The sequence below is a fragment of the Shewanella sp. Shew256 genome (genome assembly GCF_002196695.1).
Taxonomy (GTDB): domain Bacteria; phylum Pseudomonadota; class Gammaproteobacteria; order Enterobacterales; family Shewanellaceae; genus Shewanella; species Shewanella mangrovisoli.
In genome coordinates this window covers 80,728-101,021 of the sequence record NZ_NAJR01000003.1, presented here as the reverse complement: position 1 = coordinate 101,021, position 20,294 = coordinate 80,728, and the positions used below count along the sequence as shown (strand labels likewise).

15 protein-coding genes are annotated in these 20,294 nt (G+C 49.4%); 9 read left to right on the top strand and 6 right to left on the bottom strand.

Translation table 11 applies throughout. The features are described 5' to 3' along the window. Nucleotides 1-780, bottom strand: coding sequence for a substrate-binding periplasmic protein (locus B5P39_RS06140; protein ID WP_441347605.1), 780 nt, complete (start codon nucleotides 778-780; stop codon nucleotides 1-3). A 244-nt stretch (nucleotides 781-1,024) separates the two neighbouring features. Between B5P39_RS06140 and B5P39_RS06135 the strand changes: the two genes are divergently transcribed. After that, nucleotides 1,025-1,453, top strand: coding sequence for an OsmC family protein (locus B5P39_RS06135; protein ID WP_088210846.1), 429 nt, complete (start codon nucleotides 1,025-1,027; stop codon nucleotides 1,451-1,453). Between the two features lie 88 nt (nucleotides 1,454-1,541). Here the strand turns inward: B5P39_RS06135 and B5P39_RS06130 are convergent, their stop codons facing one another. Beyond that, a complete protein-coding gene (locus B5P39_RS06130; RefSeq protein WP_088210845.1) occupies nucleotides 1,542-2,162 on the bottom strand; it encodes a TetR/AcrR family transcriptional regulator in 621 nt (206 codons plus the stop codon). Between the two features lie 360 nt (nucleotides 2,163-2,522). Between B5P39_RS06130 and B5P39_RS06125 the strand changes: the two genes are divergently transcribed. From B5P39_RS06125 to B5P39_RS06095, 7 genes are all read left to right on the top strand, one after another. Next, entirely contained in the window at nucleotides 2,523-3,761 is a 1,239-nt protein-coding gene (locus B5P39_RS06125; RefSeq protein ID WP_088210844.1) for an efflux RND transporter periplasmic adaptor subunit, read from the top strand. 13 nt (nucleotides 3,762-3,774) lie between these two features. After that, nucleotides 3,775-6,924: an efflux RND transporter permease subunit gene (locus B5P39_RS06120; RefSeq protein ID WP_088210843.1), complete on the top strand. Its 3,150-nt coding sequence runs from the start codon at nucleotides 3,775-3,777 to the stop codon at nucleotides 6,922-6,924. A 122-nt stretch (nucleotides 6,925-7,046) separates the two neighbouring features. After that, nucleotides 7,047-8,324, top strand: coding sequence for an HD-GYP domain-containing protein (locus tag B5P39_RS06115; protein ID WP_088210842.1), 1,278 nt, complete (start codon nucleotides 7,047-7,049; stop codon nucleotides 8,322-8,324). A gap of 270 nt (nucleotides 8,325-8,594) precedes the next feature. Beyond that, nucleotides 8,595-9,242: a methylamine utilization protein gene (locus B5P39_RS06110; RefSeq protein ID WP_088210841.1), complete on the top strand. Its 648-nt coding sequence runs from the start codon at nucleotides 8,595-8,597 to the stop codon at nucleotides 9,240-9,242. Continuing rightward, nucleotides 9,232-11,529 carry a bifunctional diguanylate cyclase/phosphodiesterase gene (locus tag B5P39_RS06105; protein ID WP_088211126.1) on the top strand — a complete coding sequence of 766 codons (2,298 nt, stop codon included), beginning with the start codon at nucleotides 9,232-9,234 and terminating at the stop codon, nucleotides 11,527-11,529. Before B5P39_RS06110 ends, B5P39_RS06105 begins: the two co-directional genes overlap by 11 nt. A 73-nt stretch (nucleotides 11,530-11,602) precedes the next feature. Further along, nucleotides 11,603-12,481, top strand: a complete 879-nt coding sequence (locus B5P39_RS06100) for a DUF3034 family protein (RefSeq protein ID WP_088210840.1) — start codon at nucleotides 11,603-11,605, stop codon at nucleotides 12,479-12,481. Continuing rightward, nucleotides 12,478-13,011: a group I truncated hemoglobin gene (locus B5P39_RS06095; protein ID WP_254915716.1), complete on the top strand. Its 534-nt coding sequence runs from the start codon at nucleotides 12,478-12,480 to the stop codon at nucleotides 13,009-13,011. Before B5P39_RS06100 ends, B5P39_RS06095 begins: the two co-directional genes overlap by 4 nt. A gap of 56 nt (nucleotides 13,012-13,067) precedes the next feature. Here the strand turns inward: B5P39_RS06095 and B5P39_RS06090 are convergent, their stop codons facing one another. Both B5P39_RS06090 and B5P39_RS06085 read right to left on the bottom strand, forming a co-directional pair. Beyond that, nucleotides 13,068-13,541, bottom strand: coding sequence for a LabA-like NYN domain-containing protein (locus tag B5P39_RS06090; RefSeq protein WP_088210839.1), 474 nt, complete (start codon nucleotides 13,539-13,541; stop codon nucleotides 13,068-13,070). A 150-nt stretch (nucleotides 13,542-13,691) separates the two neighbouring features. Continuing rightward, nucleotides 13,692-14,459 (bottom strand): AraC family transcriptional regulator, encoded by a 768-nt coding sequence (locus B5P39_RS06085; protein ID WP_088210838.1) that lies wholly within the window; start codon nucleotides 14,457-14,459, stop codon nucleotides 13,692-13,694. A gap of 143 nt (nucleotides 14,460-14,602) precedes the next feature. On the opposite strand from B5P39_RS06085, the gene B5P39_RS06080 reads away from it, so the two are divergent. Continuing rightward, nucleotides 14,603-15,781 carry a multidrug effflux MFS transporter gene (locus B5P39_RS06080; RefSeq protein ID WP_088210837.1) on the top strand — a complete coding sequence of 393 codons (1,179 nt, stop codon included), beginning with the start codon at nucleotides 14,603-14,605 and terminating at the stop codon, nucleotides 15,779-15,781. Between the two features lie 75 nt (nucleotides 15,782-15,856). On the opposite strand, the gene B5P39_RS06075 is transcribed toward B5P39_RS06080, so the two are convergent. Then, entirely contained in the window at nucleotides 15,857-18,997 is a 3,141-nt protein-coding gene (locus B5P39_RS06075) for a multidrug efflux RND transporter permease subunit (RefSeq protein ID WP_088210836.1), read from the bottom strand. After that, on the bottom strand, nucleotides 18,997-20,109 hold the full coding sequence (locus B5P39_RS06070) for an efflux RND transporter periplasmic adaptor subunit (protein ID WP_088210835.1): 1,113 nt from the start codon (nucleotides 20,107-20,109) through the stop codon (nucleotides 18,997-18,999). The genes B5P39_RS06075 and B5P39_RS06070 overlap by 1 nt, the downstream gene beginning before the upstream one ends. Nucleotides 20,110-20,294 lie beyond the last annotated feature (185 nt).

Below are 20,294 nucleotides of genomic sequence, written 5' to 3'. Positions count from 1 at the left end.
TTACTTAGCGCTAACGAGCTGTTGGTACTGGCCATTGGCTTTTAATTGGGTTAAGCCTCGGTCTAGCTCTTTAGCGAGTTGCGCGGCTTTGGGGTTTTCCTTCGAAAAAGCCAGATAAATCTCGCTGCTGTGGTTATTAAAGGCTGAGACCACATCATCACTGACGCCCATCTTTTGCAGGTTTTCTTGAGCGACTAAGTCGAACATCACCGCCGCATCGATTCGGCCAATCATCAGTAAGTTGATTAGTTGCTGTTGGTTGGCGACGGTGACAACATTTAACTGGCGCTTTTTCACTAGCTCGGGAAACTCATCGCCGTATTCATAGCTTTTTATCACGCCTATCACAGTGCCTTTCGGCAGTTCCCATTTATTAGCGGCGATGAGCGGGCGCTGTTTACGTTGATAAAAAGACGCTTTTGCCACAAATAGCGGAGTGTTACCAAACACAAAACGTTGCTCGGTACTCGCCTCGCGGGTGACGTTAAAGACCCCATCAACGGCGCCTTTCTCGGCCATCATCAAGGCTCGGCTATAGGGTACAACTAGGCTGTTGACTTCAACTTGAGATTGCTTGAATGCAGCTGCGATCAGGCGATGGGAAATCCCTTGGCCAAACTGATTGGCAAAGGGGGGCCAGCTGTCTTCTGCGGCTAAAGTAATGCTTTGGGATGAGGACTGCACTGGCAGGTTTTGGCTTTCTTGGGCGAACGATAGGTTATAACCGACAGAGGCGATTTGCAGAAATGTGGCGAATAATAACGTCAGCGGGAGCTTCATGACTCGCTGAAATTCATTCCTTGTTGGGCTGCAAACACGCATCATATTTCCGTATCATCCTATTCCTAATGGAAATTTATACCACAAGAGCGAATTACGAACCTAATCATTTTGCGATTTGTGATACGGCTTGTGTTGCCTATGACGAAACTCTTTGTGCCATAAAACTGTGATCTTAGGTTGTGACTTTCGGTTTTTTAATTATTAGAATAATCTGATTGAATAAAAACTAATGGAGTTCGTCATGGCTGAAAAAGTAGTAGAAGTCACCACACATATGGGAAGCGGTTGGAAGGTTACGGCGCAGATACGTGAGCATTTGCTGGTCATCGACCAACCCAGTGCCAGTAATGAGGGAGCTAACCCTTTAGAAACGTTATTATTTTCGCTTGGTGGCTGTATTTCGGCGATTGCCAAGATGGTTGCGCGTGAACGTAATATCACCATTCGCCAGTTTGATGTGCATGTGAGAGCCGTGATGAATTCGGCGGGATTATTAGGTCAGCCCTCGGACGACCCTGTAGGCTTTAAGGAAATAGCCATCAACGCCAGCATAGACGCCGACTTAACCGACGCAGAAAAGAACGAGTTTTTAGATACTGTGTGTAACCGTTGTCCCGTCCACGACAATCTGCTGCGTCCAAGTTTAGTCACCCACCAAGTTCAGCACTAATCTCAAGATTAATTTCGATAGCGGCTTAAAAGCATAAACCCCAGTGTTCACTGGGGTTTATGTTAATGGTCATATGCTAATTGTGCTATCAGGCGTTATTCTTCGGAAAGTTAGCTAACACTAGCTCGGCGACTTTACGAAGCTCTCCCGGACAAATGCCATTAGTGGCTTGCACTGCCATGCCTTGCAGCACTGTGCCTATGTATCGAGACAGCAGCAGCGGATCGGCATCTGCGGGTAAATCGCCTTCATCCTTTGCTCTTTGTAGACGTTCGCATAAAGCCTGCTCACCATCACGGCGGCGGGTAATCAGGGTATCTTTAATCGCTTGTCCTGCTTCGCTACAGGCGAGGGCGCCTTGTACTATCAAGCAACCTTGGGGGTGACTCTCATCCACTAAGGAGGATGCAGCACCATAGAGCATGGCCTCAACCACTTGATAGGCGGTTTCTTTTTCAAGCGAAGGATAGAAAAACGCACAGGGGCGCTGCTCGTATAACTCGATCGCTTTTAGAAACAGCTGCTCTTTGTTACCAAAGGCGGCATAAAGGCTGGGTTTGTTGATGCCCATGGCCTGAGTTAGATCGGTTAACGATGTACCTTCAAAACCTTTTTGCCAGAAGACTTCCAAGGCTTTGGCCAATGCATCGTCGGCGTCGAAGGCTCGTGGGCGACCTACGCAGGGCGTCTGGGTGACGGTTGACATCATTAGGCTCCTCAATTCTCAATTGCCCCTAGGATAGACATGGGTTTAGTTCATGTCCAGCCACTCTTGCCTGCTGTCTGCGGGTTAGGTGAGTAACTCACCAAAATATATCGTCCATTCAAGCCCACATAGCACGTTCGCCGTGGCTAATAACCTCAAAGGCTTAACTACATGTTTATCATGCTGTCACAAAAAATTAAATACTCATCGGTACAAAAATCTGTTGACAGGGTCATTTTACACTATATATTACCGTCCAGTACATAATATTTTTTACCAGTCGGTATTTATTGGTTTTGATCGAGTGCCCATCACTGATTCTGTCTTAAACGAGATAAATGCCTGCCACATGAGGATTGTAAGATGAAAAGTAACCAACCTTTACGGATATTGATGTTGACTGCCGTGGCGGCTTTTGTCCTTTCGGCCTGTGGTGAACCCGAAGCCCAGCAGGGGCAAGCACCGGGTGCACCTAAGGTCGATGTTGCGCAGGTATTGCATGAGCGCGTTACCGAGTGGGATGAATTTACCGGTCGTTTGCAGGCGCCAGAGAGTGTGACCTTAGTGCCACGGGTGTCTGGCTATATCGCGTCGGTAAACTTTAAAGAAGGCGCCTTAGTGAAAAAAGGCGATGTGCTATTCCATATCGATGCGAGTGTGTTCGAAGCGGAAGTGGCCCGGTTAAGAGCAGATCTTGCTAGCGCGCTCTCTGCTGAGCAACTGGCCACTAACGACTTAGAACGTGCCCGCAAACTCTTTGCCCAAAAGGCGGTATCGGCCGAATTACTCGATACCCGTGAGTCTAACAAACGCCAAACCACGGCGGCCGTGGCTTCTGTGAAAGCGGCGCTGCTGCGCGCCGAGCTGGACTTAGATTACACCCAAGTGCGCGCGCCGATTGATGGCCGTGCCTCCTACGCCAATGTCACTGCGGGTAACTATGTGTCTGCGGGGCAGAGTGTGTTAACTAGCTTAGTGTCGACCGCCAGCATGTATGCCTACTTCGATGTGGATGAGCAAACCTATCTGAAATACGTCAAGTTAACCGCCGAGAAAAAGCGTAAAGACCCTCGTGCTGGCGACAATCCCGTGTATATGGCGCTGGCTAACGAGCGCGAATATCAACACATAGGCCTAGTGGATTTTGTCGATAACTCGATGGACAGACAGACGGGCACTATTCGAGTACGCGCCACGTTTAGCAATGAAGACAACAGCTTGCTCCCAGGTCTATTCGCCAGATTACGTACCGCCGGTAGCGGCGCTTACGACGGCATCTTAATCGACGATAAAGCCGTGGGCACGGATCTGAACAACAAGTTCGTCTTAGTGGTGGCAAACGATGGCACTGTGGAGTACCGCGGCGTCACCCTGGGTGAAAAAGTTCAAGGTTTACGCATTGTTAAGCAAGGTTTAGCGGCAAACGACAAGATCGTTGTCAATGGCATGCAAAGGGTTCGTCCTAAGATGCAAATTGAGCCACACCTAGTCGATATGGCCGATAGCGAGCAGCTAGATGCGCTTCGTCAAGCTCAATTACTGCTTGATAAACATCAAGAAAATATCACCACCCCAGACGTTGAAGTAGCGAGCCGCGGTTAAGGAATCCAACAGAATGTTGTCGCAGTTTTTTATTAAAAGACCGATATTTGCAGCCGTTCTCTCGCTGCTATTTTTTATCACAGGGGCGATTGCTGTCTGGCAATTACCCATTACCGAATACCCTGAAGTGGTGCCGCCGACAGTCGTGGTGACCGCCAACTACCCTGGCGCGAACCCTAAAGTCATCGCCGAAACGGTTGCCTCGCCCTTAGAGCAGGAAATCAACGGCGTTGAAGACATGCTGTATATGTCATCGCAGGCGACATCCGATGGGCGCATGACCTTGACCATCACCTTTGCCATTGGCACCGATGTGGACAGGGCGCAAACTCAAGTGCAGAGCCGGGTTGACCGTGCTATGCCACGTTTGCCGCAGGAGGTTCAACGCCTCGGGATTGTGACCGAAAAATCATCCCCCGATTTAACCATGGTGGTGCATTTACTGTCGCCGGATAACCGTTATGACATGCTGTATTTGTCTAACTATGCGGCATTAAACGTAAAAGATGAGTTAGCACGTATCAAAGGCGTGGGCGCTGTGCGTTTATTCGGTGCGGGCGAATATAGTCTGCGGATCTGGCTTGACCCGAATAAGGTCTCGGCGCTTGGCATGTCGCCAGCTGAAATTATTGCCGCCGTACGTGAGCAAAACCAACAAGCGGCAGCGGGCAGTTTAGGGGCGCAGCCTAGTGGTAATGCCGACTTCCAACTCTTGATTAACGTTAAGGGTCGTCTGACCGAACTGTCAGAATTCGAAGACATTATCATCAAGGTCGGTCAAAACGGTGAAGTGATCCGTCTTAAGGATGTGGCGCGCGTCGAACTCGGTGCAACTAGCTATGCGCTGCGGTCATTGCTGGATAACAAGGATGCGGTCGCGATTCCTGTGTTCCAAGCATCGGGCTCGAATGCGATTCAAATCTCCGACGATGTGCGCGCCGAAATGGCAAGACTGGCGAAGTCTTTCCCCGAAGGGCTGCAATACGAGATTGTGTACGATCCGACCGTGTTTGTTCGTGGCTCTATCCATGCGGTAGTGAAAACCCTGCTCGAAGCCGTGCTCTTAGTGGTACTCGTGGTGGTGCTGTTCCTGCAAACTTGGCGTGCCTCGATTATTCCGCTGGTGGCCGTGCCTGTGTCTTTGGTGGGTACCTTCGCCTTTATGCACTTAATGGGCTTCTCGCTTAATGCGCTGTCGCTGTTTGGTCTGGTGCTGGCCATCGGGATTGTGGTCGACGATGCCATCGTAGTGGTAGAAAACGTGGAGCGAAATATCGCTTCGGGTTTAAGCCCAATTGCCGCAACACAAAAAGCCATGAAGGAAGTGACTGGGCCGATTGTGGCAACCACCTTAGTGTTGGCCGCGGTGTTTATTCCTACCGCCTTTATGAGCGGATTAACGGGGCAGTTTTATAAGCAGTTTGCGCTGACTATCACGATTTCGACCTTTATTTCGGCCATTAACTCGCTCACCTTGAGCCCAGCGTTATCGGCGTTGTTACTCAAGGGTCATGATGCGCCTAAGGATGCGCTCACACGGTTAATGGATAAGCTGTTTGGTGGCTGGTTATTTACGCCATTCAATCGCTTATTCAACCGTGCCTCAGAAGGTTATGGCTATTTAGTACGTAAGGTGATCCGTTTTGGCGGCATTATCGGACTGGTGTATCTGGGGATGGTTGCGCTTACGGGCGTGCAATTTGTAAATACCCCAACGGGCTATGTGCCAGGACAGGATAAACAGTATTTGGTGGCATTTGCCCAATTACCGGATGCGGCCTCACTCGAGCGTACCGATGCGGTGATCAAGAAAATGTCCGAGATTGCCTTAAATCACCCCGGTGTGGCGCACTCTATTGCCTTCCCCGGTCTGAGTATCAACGGTTTTACCAATAGTCCTAACTCGGGCGTAGTGTTCGTTGCCCTAGATGATTTTGAGTTACGTAAGAGTCCTGATCTGTCGGCGAATGCGATTGCTGGCCAATTAAATCAGCAGTTTGCTGGTATTCAGGATGCGTTTATTGCCATCTTCCCGCCGCCACCTGTGCAAGGCCTCGGCACTATTGGAGGGTTCCGTCTGCAAATTCAAGACAGAGCCAACCTTGGTTATGAGGCCTTGTATCAGGTGACCCAACAAGTGATGTACAAGGCGTGGGCCGATCCACAATTAGCGGGGATTTTCTCTAGCTATCAAGTGAACGTGCCACAACTTGAACTGGATATCGATCGGACTAAAGCGAAACAGCAGGCAGTGTCGCTCGATCAAATTTTCCAGACATTACAAACCTATATGGGCTCGACCTATGTCAACGACTTCAATCGTTTCGGTCGGACCTATCAGGTGAATATGCAGGCCGACGAAGCATTTCGTCAAAGCCCGCAGCAGATCAGTCAGCTAAAAGTGCCTAATGTGAATGGCGATATGATCCCACTCGGCTCCTTTATCAATGTGAGCCAGAGCGCGGGGCCCGATCGCGTGATGCACTATAACGGTTTCACTACGGCTGAGATTAACGGTGGCCCAGCACCCGGTGTGAGTTCGGGCCAAGCGCAGGCGGCGATTGAGAAAATCCTCGCCGAGACTTTGCCGATAGGCATGACCTACGAGTGGACTGAGCTGACCTATCAGCAGATCCTCGCCGGTAACACAGGCTTGTTAGTGTTCCCTCTGGTGATCCTGCTGGTATTTATGGTGCTGGCGGCGCAGTACGAGAGTTTGAGTTTGCCATTGGCGATTATCTTAATCATTCCAATGACCTTACTCTCAGCGCTCAGTGGTGTGCTTATTTATGGCGGTGATAATAATATTTTCACCCAGATTGGTCTTATCGTCCTCGTGGGCTTAGCGACCAAGAACGCGATTTTGATTGTGGAATTTGCCAAAGAAAAACAAGACCATGGTATGGAAGTCATGGAGTCGATTCTCGAGGCGGCGCGCTTACGTTTACGCCCCATCTTGATGACCTCTATCGCCTTTATCATGGGGGTGGTACCCATGGTGTTCTCAACCGGAGCGGGCGCTGAAATGCGTCAAGCCATGGGCGTCGCGGTATTTGCCGGTATGATAGGGGTGACGTTGTTTGGCTTAATCCTGACGCCGCTATTTTACTATGCCCTCGCTAAACGCGGTCGTCGCAAAGTGGAAGCATTAACGGCGCAATAGTTCCTCTAGTTCAATCTGTTATCTCTTAAAAGACCTGCATTTGCAGGTCTTTTTTTATTTTCGCGGGTAAATATCAACGGAGTAACTATAGTTAGATCAGTGCATTAAATTAGGAAAATGCGATGAATGCTTTTCAGCCCCAGGAAATCAGCATCAAAATTGATGTTCGGCATGCGCTGTTAGCCGTGGCGACGGCATTGGATTTTGTTGGTGTGGATGATTTACACCATGGACATAGAGTGGCCTATATGGCCTACGAATGCGCTAATGTGCTGGGCTGGTCAGATGAAAAGAAGCAGTTTGCCTATTTTGCGGGGCTTATCCATGACTGCGGCGTGTCTTCCTCAGAGGAACATCTCCGCCTACTCAAATTAATGCAGCCAGAAGATGCCACTTCCCACAGCCGCCGTGGGTATGAGGCATTAATGAAGTGTCCTATCTTAGATGTCTTTGCCCTCACAGTGCTTTATCACCATACCCCTTGGCTAGAGTTGCAAACCACGGCAATCTCAGAGTTTGATCTTGACCTTGCTGCATTGGTATTTCTGGCCGATCGGACCGATTTTCTGCGGGCACGCTATACCCATGGTTGTCATCAAGAGCTAATCACCCTCCATGAGGGGTTAGTTGCGGATAATTTGCTAGCCCACAGTGGCGTGCTGTTTGAGCCTAATATGGTGGCGGCCATGTGCCAATTAGTCAGCAAAGACGGTTTTTGGTACAACATGGAGGCTGCCCATATTGAGCAAATGGCCCTCGAGTTTGAAGCGAATCAACTGTACGACAAACAGTTGGATCTCGAAGGCGTTAAACAGATATCAAGATTTCTGGCGCGGATTGTCGATGCCAAGAGTCCCTTTACTTTTCATCATTCGGACAAGGTCGCACTGCTGGCAAAACTGGTCGCTAAGGATTGTGGCATATCGGATACCGATGCCGAGTTATTGTATGTGGCCGGGCTATTACACGATGTTGGTAAGCTCAAAACCCCTGATTTATTACTCCATAAGGAAGGCAAGCTAACTAGGGAAGAATACTCAATTATGAAGCGTCACACCGTCGATACCGACCACACCTTAAAGAGCTTTTTTCCTAAGTCTGTGATTGGTGAGTGGGCCTCAAACCATCATGAGCGTCTCGATGGTTCGGGCTACCCCTTTAGAAAAGGACCAGAACAGTTAGATTTACCCTCGCGCATCCTCGCAATTGTCGATGTGTTTCAAGCCTTAACCCAAAAGCGGCCTTATCGAGGTTCAATGTCCTTAAGTGAGGTGCTGGAGATTATGTTGCCTATGGTTCAACAAGGTAAGTTGGACTCGAATGTTTATGATGTGTTGCTAGCGGATGCCGATAATTTTTACCAACTCTCGACACAAGAGTATGAGGACATCAAGTTATAAAGCTGAGCAAATGGTGACTCTAGATTACTCACTGTCGGTGCTTTAGCAATATTTAAGTGTGGTGTTTTCATCTTTCTGCTGCCCGTTAGCACAAAGGCCGTTGGGCCGATAAGTCTTACTCCAGTTTAAATTCTGCTAGATTGGGGCGGATTTTCGGTAAATGAATGATATTCAACACCACGCAGATCCAAATCCTATACTGATATCGTATGACTAGATATGCCTATGTCTTGCTGCTCTCTTGCCGTCACCTTTCGTTTGGGGTAACCAATGATATTAAATCGCGCTGTATTTACCTTGTTAGTCTGTATGGTGGTGCCCCAGAGTATGGCCGCAGACCTCCAGATTCAGGTGGTAGACTCGCAACAAGTGGCGCTGGCCGATGCGGTTGTGGAACTTATCCCTGATGTGATGCCCGATAAAACGACCATTACTGATCATTATGAAATGTCACAAAAAAACCGTACCTTTATCCCCTTTGTGCTGGCAGTTCCTAGAGGATCAAAAGTAGATTTTCCTAATCTGGATCGTACCCGCCACCATGTGTATTCCTTTTCCGAGGCCAAGCCGTTCGAGTTGAAACTCTATGTGGGTAAAGCCGAAGCGCCGATTCTGTTTGATAAACCTGGCCTAGTGGCGCTTGGCTGCAATATTCACGATTATATGCAAGCCTTTATTTATGTTGCAGATAGCCCCATTGTGGCGGTGGCGAACGAAAAAGGAGAGATCCAATTCAAGGCACTTACAGCCGGTCATTATAAAGTCAAACTTTGGCATCCATGGCAGAAGGCCATTTCTGAGCCTAAGGACCTCAATTTGGCTGCAGAGACTCAAACACTCAAGCTGGCATTGGATGTCGAGCGTCAGGCAAAACCTTCAGCTCCGCCATCGGGGTTTGGGTCCTTCGATACTAAATAGTTTCCGTGCTCGACTGATTTTAGTTTTCTTTACTGTGCTGACCCTAGTGCAGTTAGCCACGGCATTTTCAGTGTTGACGGCAACACAGAGAGATAACTTTTTACAGCAACAAAAGAGCCTTGAAATCGGCGCGAATGTGTTTCTCGAAGTGTTGTCAAATCGCGGTGCTCAACTCAGTCAAAGCTTATCTGTGCTCAGCGCCGATTTTGGTTTTAAGCGCGCGATTGCGACAAGAGAGCAAGAAACGATAGAGTCGGTATTATCCAATCATGGTGCCCGTATCGGTGCTGATGCAGCCATATTATTGTCACCCAAGGGGGAACTGTTAACCTCAAGCCTGCCAGGGCTTACGCAGGATGATATTCAATCCCTATTTGAACTGGCCACCAGCAATACCAATGCCTTGGCGATTCTCGATTTTGACCATGCGAGTTATCAGTTTGTTCTTCAACCAGTCAAGGCGCCAACTCTGATAGCCTGGGTTGGTATGGGCTTTTTGTTAGATGAAAAAGTGGCTAGCCAAGCCAAAGCCATCACAGGGATTGATGTTAGCTTTGTTAATCAGACCAATGGCCGGACTGAAATCGCCTCCACCTTATCCAGCGCCGAACAACAGAGTGTGCTTGCGCAGAAAAACCGATTCCCCAGCCTGTTAACTATGCCCAGCGAGTATATTCCTGCGGACTATTTATCCATGGCAATCAAGCTGTATGAGCATAATGGTCGCCAGTTGGCGCTGCTGCACCAGTCAAACCTCAAGTGGCAGCAAAGTTATCTGCATTTACGCAATAACATGCTACTGATCTTTGCGTTGACGCTGGCATTGGCGATTGCCATTGCCATTTGGTTGTCGGGTAGTTTGACCGAGCCCGTTCATCGATTGGTGCAATATGCCCGTAAAATTGGTCAGGGGGTGCAGCCTGAGAGCATTCAGGGGGCGCCTGCGGAATTGCGGGTATTGGCCAACAGTTTGTCTTTGATGCGGGAGGATATTGAGGCGCGCGAAAAGGATTTACTGTATCAGTCGCGCCACGACAGTTTGACAGGCTTGCTGAATCGTTTCGCGGCAAAACAGCATTTAACCGATCTTAACCAAGATCTCTCCGGCACCATCGTATTGCTGGATATCAAGCATTTTCGCCATATCAACGACATTATCGGTTTTGCTAACGCCGATAGCTTGTTGCTGCTGTTTGCCCGCCGTTTGGAACAGCTGGCGCCCACAGCCGATATGCTGGCACGATTGGATGGCGATTCGTTTTTGCTCTTGTATCGCCAAGGGATTGGGGGCGATCAATTACTGAAATCCTTGGATATGCTAGAAGCTCCCTTTCCTATCCAAGGTTCCAATATTTCGCTGACGGTGCGAGCAGGGCTGCTCGAAATTGATGGCAATGGTGCCGACATTGATGTGTTGCTGCGCCGCGCCGAAATTGCCCTCAACCAGGCCTGCCTTCAGGAACTGCGAATCGTTAGTTATCGTGAGGGCGACGATGAAAAGTACCAGCGAGAACTCACACTTATCCGTGATTTGCCTATCGGTTTGGCGCAGGACCAGCTCTATTTGGTGTTTCAGCCCAAGGTTAATTTGCCGCTCAATCAATGTACTGGTGCCGAAGCACTTATCCGCTGGCAACATCCTACTCTGGGTTTTATCCCGCCGGATGAATTTATTCAACTCGCTGAAAACTCTGGCAACATTGATATTGTCAGCCAATGGGTATTGAAGCAGGCCATCAAACAGTTGGTGACATGGCAGCAGCAGGGCCTAGCGCTGAAGTTGGCGATTAACCTGTCTGCCCACGATTTACTGGATACACGTTTACCAAATCAAATTGCCAACTTGTTAAAGGACAATCATCTGCAACCCGGTGCACTCTGCATCGAGGTCACCGAAGGCGCCGTAATGAAAGATGCGCAAACCGTTGTGGGGGTCTTGCAACGATTCCGCGATATGGGCGTCTCGGTTGCGATTGATGATTTTGGCACCGGACATTCATCACTGGCGTATTTGAAACTATTACCTGTTGATGAAGTGAAGATTGATCGTAGCTTTATCCAGAATATGCACTTGAACAGTCAGGATGCCATGATAGTCAATACCAGCATTCAATTGATCCATGGCCTCGGCTTTAGCGTTGTGGCTGAAGGTGTTGAAGAGCGAGAAGGTGTTGATATTCTTCGTCATCTCAACTGCGATCTGATCCAGGGCTATGTGTATTCCAAGCCGTTAAAAGCGGCTGAGTTTGACCAATGGTTTGAAGCATTTAACAGTAGCAGCAAATAAGAAAACGCCGAATGGTGTCAGGCGTCATCATCGCCCTCTAATGCAACCAATCGCGTATTGAGTGAGTATGTCCATGAACACAATGAAGTTGAGCTTATCGACTCGGCGCTATGCTAGGGCGCTGCTTTGTCTGTTTTGCCCGCTTTGGTTAGGGGGCATTGCGCCAGTTGTGGCTGAGGGTAGCCGTGTGATCGCCACTGGCGGCGCGTCAATGATCGAGGGCTGTGCCGGCGGTGGCATAGTGCCTTGGGCCGTGATCAACGGTTATGGCAGTAGTGATGAGTGGTCGGCAACGGCCATGGGCACGGGTGTTTATGTCGATGATTTTACGCTAAAAGTGATGGGCGCCTCGTTAAGTTATGACAATCGGTTTGAGCTCAGTTTGGCAAGGCAAACCTTTGATTTGGATACTCTGGGCGGCGAGCTTGGCCAGGATATAGTGGGGTTCAAATACAAGCTTGCCGGCGAGTTGTTATATACCTCCATGCCACAAATCACCTTGGGCGTACAGTATAAAAAAGTGGATGACTTTAGCCTTCCTCAGGTGGTTGGGGCGCGGAATGATTGGGGTTTAGATGTGTATGTCGCTGCCAGTAAAGTGTTTTTTGATACGGTAGCGGGTCGTAATTTGTTACTCAATGCCACAGTGCGCGCGACCAAAGCCAATCAAACTGGCTTATTAGGGTTTGGCACTGAGGCCAGTAATGATTACCACTTTATGTTGGAAGCCTCGGCTGCGATACTGCTCACCGATAATCTGGCACTGGGTATTGAATATCGTCAAAAACCGAACGAACTGGGATTTGCTCGAGAGGATGATTGGCAGGACATATTTTTAGCTTGGTTTATCGATAAGCATCTGTCAGTGGTCACAGCCTATGCCGATTTAGGCAGCATTGCGGGTTTTGAGCATCAGCAGGGCTGGTATCTGTCGCTGGAGGGCGCGCTATGAGTCATTTACGCAAGTTTCTCTCTTTCGCCACGGTACGCTTTACCACGGCACTTTTAACCAAAGCATTTTTAACCACAGCCCTTTTAATCACAGCTCTTTCAATCTCGACAGTTTTACTTGCTGGCTGCGCCCAATCTGATCCTAACACCCCAGTATCTAGTGCGAACGCCAGTCCTACAACCCTGTATCAGGCCCTCGGTGGTGATTCGGGCGTTTCGGATATCGTTGATGGCTTGCTTGCGCGTATCGCGCGGGATCCCCGCATTGTGCACCACTTCGATGAAACGGATATTGCTGTCTTTCGCGAGCGTCTTATCGAACATTTGTGTGCTGTCACGGATGGTGGCTGCGTCTATCAAGGCGAAAACATGGCAGACAGCCATAAAGGTTTGAATATCACTCAGGCCGATTTTGATGCTTTAGTCGGGCATTTGATTGAATCGATGAAGGAACTGCATATTTCAACATCGACCCGCAATGCGCTGCTGAAGCGCCTTGCGCCCATGTATTCCGAGGTGACGTATCAGTAACGGCTTGCTAACTCGTTCGTGTGGGTGATGCAGTTAATGCTGGGGATATACAGGCATTAACGTAACAATGACTCTTCTATCGGATTAAAGCAGCTGGCCGCCTCCATCAGAGATTTTGCGGTGAGGGAGGGCACGCCATACACCTCAGCCTCGACGGCGTATTTTTGCCTTATCTTATCGAGCAAGAGGGCAAAGTCCCCATCGCCAGACAGCAGTATTACAGTATCCACCTCGGGCGCCATTTCCAGAACATCTATGGTGATGCCCACATCCCAATCACCCTTCGCCGAACCATCACTGCGCTGAATAAAAGGTTTAAGCTTTAGCTCAAAACCTATATGTCTCAGCGCATCTTGAAACTTTAACTGGCCATCGTCCCCGCGATGAATGGCATAGGCAATGGCGCTGACAATCTCACCCTGCGCGCTTAACTGTTGCCAGAGTTTGCGATAGTTAAACTGGCGCTGATAGGCCTCACGGCAGGTGTAGTAGATGTTTTGCACGTCGACAAAGAGGGCGATTTTTTTCAAAGGATAAGTTATGGCTATCAGCTGGAATACTGTTCGCACTATAGCACAGCAAGGCGGCTAATGGCGCGAGCAGACAAAACGGCAATGGGTCTAATCGGGAATTACCGTGTGTCGCTGCGATTAACGGATTTAGTTAGGTTAAAGGATTGATTATCTGAAGTATTGTGCCGGTGTGGTGCCTGTATATTGTTTAAAAAAGCTGATAAAGGCGCTGTCGCTAGAAAACTGTAAATTAAACCCTACCTGCGCCACCGAGACGCCCGCAGCTAACTGTTCAATGGCCGACAGTAAACGCCATTGCTGCCGCCACGCCTGATAAGCCATGCCCGTTTCGTTGCTAAAAATACGGCTGATGGTGCGTTCGCTGGCGCCAATGTCAATGGCCATGTCCTTCAGACTGGCGGGTATTTTTTGCTGTTGTTGCAATTGGTTAAGCCAAGTTTGCAGCCGTTTATCCTTGGGCAGGGGTAAGCTTAAATTCTGTGCATCCGCATGGAGTAACTCTTCAATCAGCAGGGCAAAAGCATTGTGCTGGCTGTGTCTGGGCTTGTCCCAAGGCCAGAAGGACATAGTGTCGATTAACGCCTTGAGTAACGGATCCACATGGAAAATCGTGACGTTATCCGGCAAAGACGCCACGGTTTCAGGCTCAAAGTAGAGTGAACGATAGGCTACAACATTGCGCATTGTGACTTGGTGTACCACGCCTGCAGGCAGCCAAGCAGCACGGGTTGGTGGCAACACGACTTGAGTGTCGGCTAAGTTAAACCGCATACATCCCGCCGATGAGTAGAGCAGCTGAGCCTTGCGATGCTGATGTACGCCTGAGTCATGCTCGCCCATTTCTGCGGCAATGCCGATCACTAGGTTGTCTAAGGCATCGGGATTAAATTGCTGCTCGGGTTGAATAAAGGCCATGTTGTCTTATTTTTGATGTTTTTTGTCTAAGTGTCGTTAATTGTCACTTGGGGATCCTATCTATACTGCGCCCTCTTTGACAAGTATGGAGCGCCGTTTTGGTTTATCGGTTAACCCTGAAAGCTAAAACGTAGATAAAAATCATGAAAATAAAACCACCACTCTGGCTGTGCGTGCTCTTGATGATGTTTCCGCAAATTATGGAAACCATCTATAGCCCGGCTTTACCTAATATTGCAGAAAATTTTGCGGTATCTGTTGCCAGCGCCTCGCAGACTTTATCTGTGTACTTTATCGCCTTTGCTATAGGCGTATTTTGCTGGGGTCGTTTAGCCGACATCATTGGTCGCCGCAATGCCATGCTTGCGGGCTTAGTCTGTTATGCCATTGGTTCCGCATGCGCGTTGATGATTAGCGACTTTACCCTGTTGTTGTTCGCTCGAGTATTATCGGCCTTTGGTGCAGCAGTGGGTTCTGTCATCACTCAAACCATGATGCGTGATAGTTACAGCGGGGCGGAACTCGCGAAAGTCTTTTCGGTGATGGGCATGTCTCTTGGGATCAGCCCGATTATCGGATTGCTATTGGGGAGCATCCTCAGTGCTTATTGGGGATATCAAGGGGTGTTTGTCGCCCTGATGGTTTCTGCCATTGTGTTGTTGTTTTTGTCGGTAAAATCTTTGCCCGAAACGAGGCCAACACATACCCAAAAAATCGCGATAGTTGAGTTAGCTATTAAGATGCTTACCGACAGCGGGATAATTAAAAACACTTTGCTGGTGGCCTCATTTAACTTGATGTGGTTTAGCTACTTTTCATTGGCGCCATTTATGTTTGAGGCGCAAGGGTTGTCTACGCTTGCCTTCGGGATGAGTGGGTTGTTATTGGGCTTTGGCGCATTCCTTGGCAGTTATTTTAATAAACTATTACTGGGCAGAGGTTACTCCAGTGCGTTATTAGTGCGGTTAGCAAGTTTTATTGCACTATTCGGAGGACTCGGTATTTGGCTCATCCAATCGACTGATATTGGCTTGAACAATGTTTACTTCTTACTACCCATGCTGTTGATTGTGATTGCTTATGGGATCGCAATTCCCAATATCCTAAGCTCGGCGCTGGCAAACTACCGCGCTTATGCAGGTTCTGCTGGTGCACTATTTGGACTGTTTTATTACATTCTGTTGGGGCTAGGTTTAGGCTGTGCGGGCATGGTAAGTCATCTTGGTGGCGTGATTACCTTAGCTGCACTGCTATGTGTTGGGCTTGGATATGCGGGTTTGGCAGGCAGGACAGTGCTAAGAGGGAAGTCGTCTCGAGCGTAAATAAAAAGCCAAGGGTGATTCCCTTGGCTTTATGGTTTTAACAAACATCCTATGCCGTTTCGCTTTACTGTATCGCTATGCTTTGGCAGTGGGTTCCTGTTGTTTCGCCGCCTCTTGCGCCGCTAATTCTTGAGCTTTGATGGCTGCCTCGAGTTTGGCCTCAACATAACCCGGTGAATGGGTCGCGGCCGAGATTAAACGGTACATGGCCGGGATCACGAACAGGGTTACAAAGGTAGCGAAGGCCATGCCGAAGAACACTACAGTACCTACGGCAATCCGACTCTCAGAGCCCGCGCCCGATGAGAAAATCAGCGGCACAGCACCTACCAAAGTGGTGAAGGCTGTCATCAGAATGGGGCGTAAGCGACGAGTCGAGGCGTCGATAATGGCTTTGTCTAGGGCTAAACCGCGGTCACGCAATTGGTTAGCAAACTCGACGATTAAGATACCGTTTTTAGTCACCATACCAATCAACATGATCATCCCAATCTGGCTATAGATGTTAATACCTTGACTGGTGACCAACAGGCCGAGGAAACCACCGAATACCCCCATAGGCACGGTAAACATCACCACTAAGGGGTTGATAAAGCTTTCAAATTGCGCCGCCAGTACCAGATAAGCCACTAGGAGTGCTAAACCGAACACGATTAAAATGCTGCTCTGGTTTTCTTTAAAGTCCTTAGATTCGCCGGTATAACCGATGGAAATATCCTTAGGTAATAACTCAATGGCCTTATTATCCAAAAACTTCAAGGCTTCGCCCAAGGTGTAGCCTTTACTGATGTTGGCCTTAAGGGTGATCGATTTTTGCTTATTGGTATGGCTAAGTTTTTGTGCCGATGCGACTTCTTCGATATGGGTTAGGGTATCGAGCGTCACTAATTCACCCTTGGCCGAGCGCATATAGATTTGGCTCAAATCGCCGACGTTGTTAAAGCTGTTTTCATCGCCGCGCAGATACACATCGTACTCTTCGCCTCGGTCTACATAGGTGGTTTCTTTACGACCGCCGAGCATCACTTCTAAGGTTTGTGAGACTTCATCGACACTGATCCCAAGCTCTGCCGCCCGTTCTTTATCGACGGTAACGATAAGCTCTGGTGTGGTTTCGGCATAGTCTAAATCCGCGCCTTCCATCATAGGGCTGGCGTTCGCTTCTTCTTTTAACACCTGTGCCCATTTAAACAGCTCGGCGTAATCTGAGCCGCCCAGCACGAATTGTACTGGCTCACTCGATTGACCCCTAAAGCCTGGCATCATAGGGCGAACCATCACGTCGGGAATGTCTTTTAAGGCGTTGCTGATAATGCCAAGGGCTTGCTGCGCCGTGACATGGCGATGCTCCCAATCCTCTAACTGCATGATCACAAAGCCAGTTTGATCGCCAGCGCGGCCACCGAAGGCGGGGGCTTGCACGCTAAAAGAACGTAACACACCTTGGCCGAGCAGGGGCATTAGTCGGTCTTCGACTATGTCCATGTTTGCCGTCATACGGTTATAGCTGGTGCCTTCGGCACCTTTTACGAAGGCGAACAGTACGCCGCGGTCTTCCTGCGGTGCTAACTGTGAGGGCACTTGCTGCATTAACCAGGCACTGCCGCCAACGCAGGCGAGGATCACCAGTGGTGCTAACCATCTAAAACGAATGGCATGGGTTACGCCAACACGGTAAACCTTTTCCATGCGGGCAAAACCACTGTCGACAAAACGGTTAAAACGGTTCGGTTTAACATTGGCCTTGAGCAGTTTGCTACTCAGTACTGGCGTCAGCGTCAGGGCGATAAGTGAGGAAAACAGCACGGATACTGCCAGCATCACAGAGAACTCGGTAAAGAGTAAGCCGACCATACCCTCCATAAAGGAAATCGGCAGGAACACCATGACTAACACGGCGGTGGTGGCCACAACCGCAAAGCCTACTTCCCGCGTGCCTTTGTAAGCGGCGAGTAGCGGCTCTTCACCGCGCTCAATGTGGTGGAAGATGTTCTCTACCACGACGATGGCATCGTCAACAACAAGACCGATGGCGAGAATTAATGCCATCAGCGTCAAGAGGTTAATCGAGTAGCCAAACATATTGGCGGCAATAAAGGCCGAGATCAACGACACTGGTACTGTTACCGCTGGGATAAGGGTCGCTCTGGCTTGGCCGATAAAGATATACAGCACTAATACTACGAGGGCGCCAGTGACATAGAGGGTGTTGTATACCTCGTTAATTGAGCGGTCGATAAAGACGGTCGAGTCAAAGTCCACCACTAGGCTTGTGCCTTCGGGGAGAAAGTCTTGAATTCTATCGACTTCTTTATGGACTTCCTGCGCCACAATCAAAGGGTTCGCATCGGACTGAGTGATGACGCCTAAGCTTAAGTTAACGATACCATCGCTCTTAAAGGTGGAGTTTTCGTTCTGGGCGCCAACGGCCACATCCGCCACATCCTTAAGATAAATAGGCGTGCCATCGCTGGCGGTGCGTACCACTAAATAGTCAAAATCCTTCGGGGTGTAATAGAGTCTCTTGGTGCGCACCGACATCACAGTGGTATCGTTACGTACTTGACCGCCCGGGGTTTCGACGTTTTCTTTACGCAGTGCGTTAATAATGTCGGTGACTGTGACATTGCGTCCCGCCATTTGCTCGGGTCTGAGCTTAACGTACATCACCTTGTACAGACCGCCCGAGATGCTGATGGAACTCACGCCGCTGATGAGGCTAAATCTGTCTTCTAATACGCGCTGGGCGTAATCGGTCAGCTGAGTTCTGTCCATCACGCTGGAGCTTAAGTTGACATAGACAGAGGGTTCGCCTGAGCCATTGTCCTTAGAGACCACAGGATCGTTGGCATCTTCGGGCAGGCGGCGCTGGGCGCGGGCCACGGCGTCACGCACATCACTTACGCCTTCGGTTAAGTTCCAACCGAGGAGGAATTTCACTGTGATCCGCGAGCTGCCGTTACGGGTTGTTGAGGTGATTTCATCGATACCACTGATCCCCGTGAGTTCATCTTCGAGGGTCTTAGTGATCTGGCTTTCCATAATCGCGGCGGAAGCGCCGGAGTAGCTGGTACTGACGGTCACTACTGGGCTTTCGACATCGGGCATTTCCCGCACCGACAGTTTAGTGAAGGACACTAAACCAAAGACACACAGCAATAAGCTTAAAACGATCGCGACGACGGGGCGCTTAACGGATACATCGGACAGCCACATTATTTCGTCTCCGCTGTGTTGACGTCTGACTTGGCTGCTGGACGGTTAGCATCGTTTTTAGCTTCTAGCACCACTTCATTGATCTTTAAGCCATCGCGCATGTTCACTAGCCCTTGTACTACCACTTTGTCGCCAATCTTAAGGCCCGAATCGATAAGCACTTGGTCACCCACGCGGGCACCTAAAATCACTTCTGTGCGATGGGCGATATGGTCCTCACCCACCACATACACATAGCGCTTAGTACCTGAATATTCTAAGGCTTGCACTGGCACAATCGGGGCGGAAATGGGCGGGAAGGTGATGGTCGATGACATCATCATGCCGGGCTTTAAACGGTTTTTCGCGTTTTCAAATTGCACGCGGATCTTCAGGTTTAAGGTTTCTTCATTGACGCGGGGATCGATGGCGACCACTTTGCCGATAAAGGTTTCCCCCGGCCAGGCGCGGCTGGTCGCCGAGACGGGCATACCAATGCTCAGCTGTGACAGAAAATGCTCGGGCACTTGTAGGTCGAGTCGCATGCTGGATAAGTCATCCAAGGTCATCAGCTCAGTGCCAATGCTCACCATTTTACCTTCGCTGAAGTTAATCAGGCCGGTTTTGCCAGCAAAGGGGGCGATTAGTGAATGGTAATGTAAATCCGCCTGCGCCGAGGCGAGTCGGGCTCTGGCGATATCGACGCTGGCCTTTTGCGCATCGATTTCAGTTTGGGTGATGGCGTTGCGGCTGATGAGTTTTTCAAATTCCCTGAGTTTACGGGTTTCATCATTTAAAAAGGCATTGGCTTCGGCCACTGCGGCCTGGGCTTTCATATCATCGAGTTCGATCAGCAGTTGGCCTTTTTTGACCGCCTGATTCGAGGTAACGGCGATTTGCTTAATTTTACCAGTGACTTGCGGCGCGATAACCACGGCGAGATCGGCGGCGAGTTTACCTATGAGTGAAATCGATTGTGCCAGCGGATGTTCAACCACTTCTCCTGTGACCACAGGTACAGTGCGCATTAAATGGGGCGCGCTTTCGGGTTTGGCCGCCTGCAGTACATCACTAAAACTCACAGCGGTGGCAACCGCAGCAATTAAGGCAATGGCTATTATGGTTTTTTTCATTGGAATAATTATCTCGCACAAAGACGGTTAAGAGGCGATCGCACTAATGGCGCTATTCTAGTGAATAACCGTCATCAGGTGAGTAAAACTTTGTAAAGTTAAGCGCACGAAAGTGAAAGAAATTGTGTTTTTGTCGAAAAGACGGCCAACAATTTTTCTGGCTGTGTGGGCGTGGCTAAAATAGC

Coding starts and splice junctions, on each gene's coding strand:
- B5P39_RS06135 (WP_088210846.1), top strand. CDS start 1,025: ATGGCTGAAAAAGTAGTAGAAGTCACCACACATATGGGAAGCGGTTGG.
- B5P39_RS06100 (WP_088210840.1), top strand. CDS start 11,603: ATGAACACAATGAAGTTGAGCTTATCGACTCGGCGCTATGCTAGGGCG.
- B5P39_RS06095 (WP_254915716.1), top strand. CDS start 12,478: ATGAGTCATTTACGCAAGTTTCTCTCTTTCGCCACGGTACGCTTTACC.
- B5P39_RS06115 (WP_088210842.1), top strand. CDS start 7,047: ATGAATGCTTTTCAGCCCCAGGAAATCAGCATCAAAATTGATGTTCGG.
- B5P39_RS06080 (WP_088210837.1), top strand. CDS start 14,603: ATGAAAATAAAACCACCACTCTGGCTGTGCGTGCTCTTGATGATGTTT.
- B5P39_RS06075 (WP_088210836.1), bottom strand. CDS start 18,997: ATGTGGCTGTCCGATGTATCCGTTAAGCGCCCCGTCGTCGCGATCGTT.
- B5P39_RS06130 (WP_088210845.1), bottom strand. CDS start 2,162: ATGATGTCAACCGTCACCCAGACGCCCTGCGTAGGTCGCCCACGAGCC.
- B5P39_RS06070 (WP_088210835.1), bottom strand. CDS start 20,109: ATGAAAAAAACCATAATAGCCATTGCCTTAATTGCTGCGGTTGCCACC.
- B5P39_RS06125 (WP_088210844.1), top strand. CDS start 2,523: ATGAAAAGTAACCAACCTTTACGGATATTGATGTTGACTGCCGTGGCG.
- B5P39_RS06140 (WP_441347605.1), bottom strand. CDS start 780: ATGAAGCTCCCGCTGACGTTATTATTCGCCACATTTCTGCAAATCGCC.
- B5P39_RS06120 (WP_088210843.1), top strand. CDS start 3,775: ATGTTGTCGCAGTTTTTTATTAAAAGACCGATATTTGCAGCCGTTCTC.
- B5P39_RS06085 (WP_088210838.1), bottom strand. CDS start 14,459: ATGGCCTTTATTCAACCCGAGCAGCAATTTAATCCCGATGCCTTAGAC.
- B5P39_RS06110 (WP_088210841.1), top strand. CDS start 8,595: ATGATATTAAATCGCGCTGTATTTACCTTGTTAGTCTGTATGGTGGTG.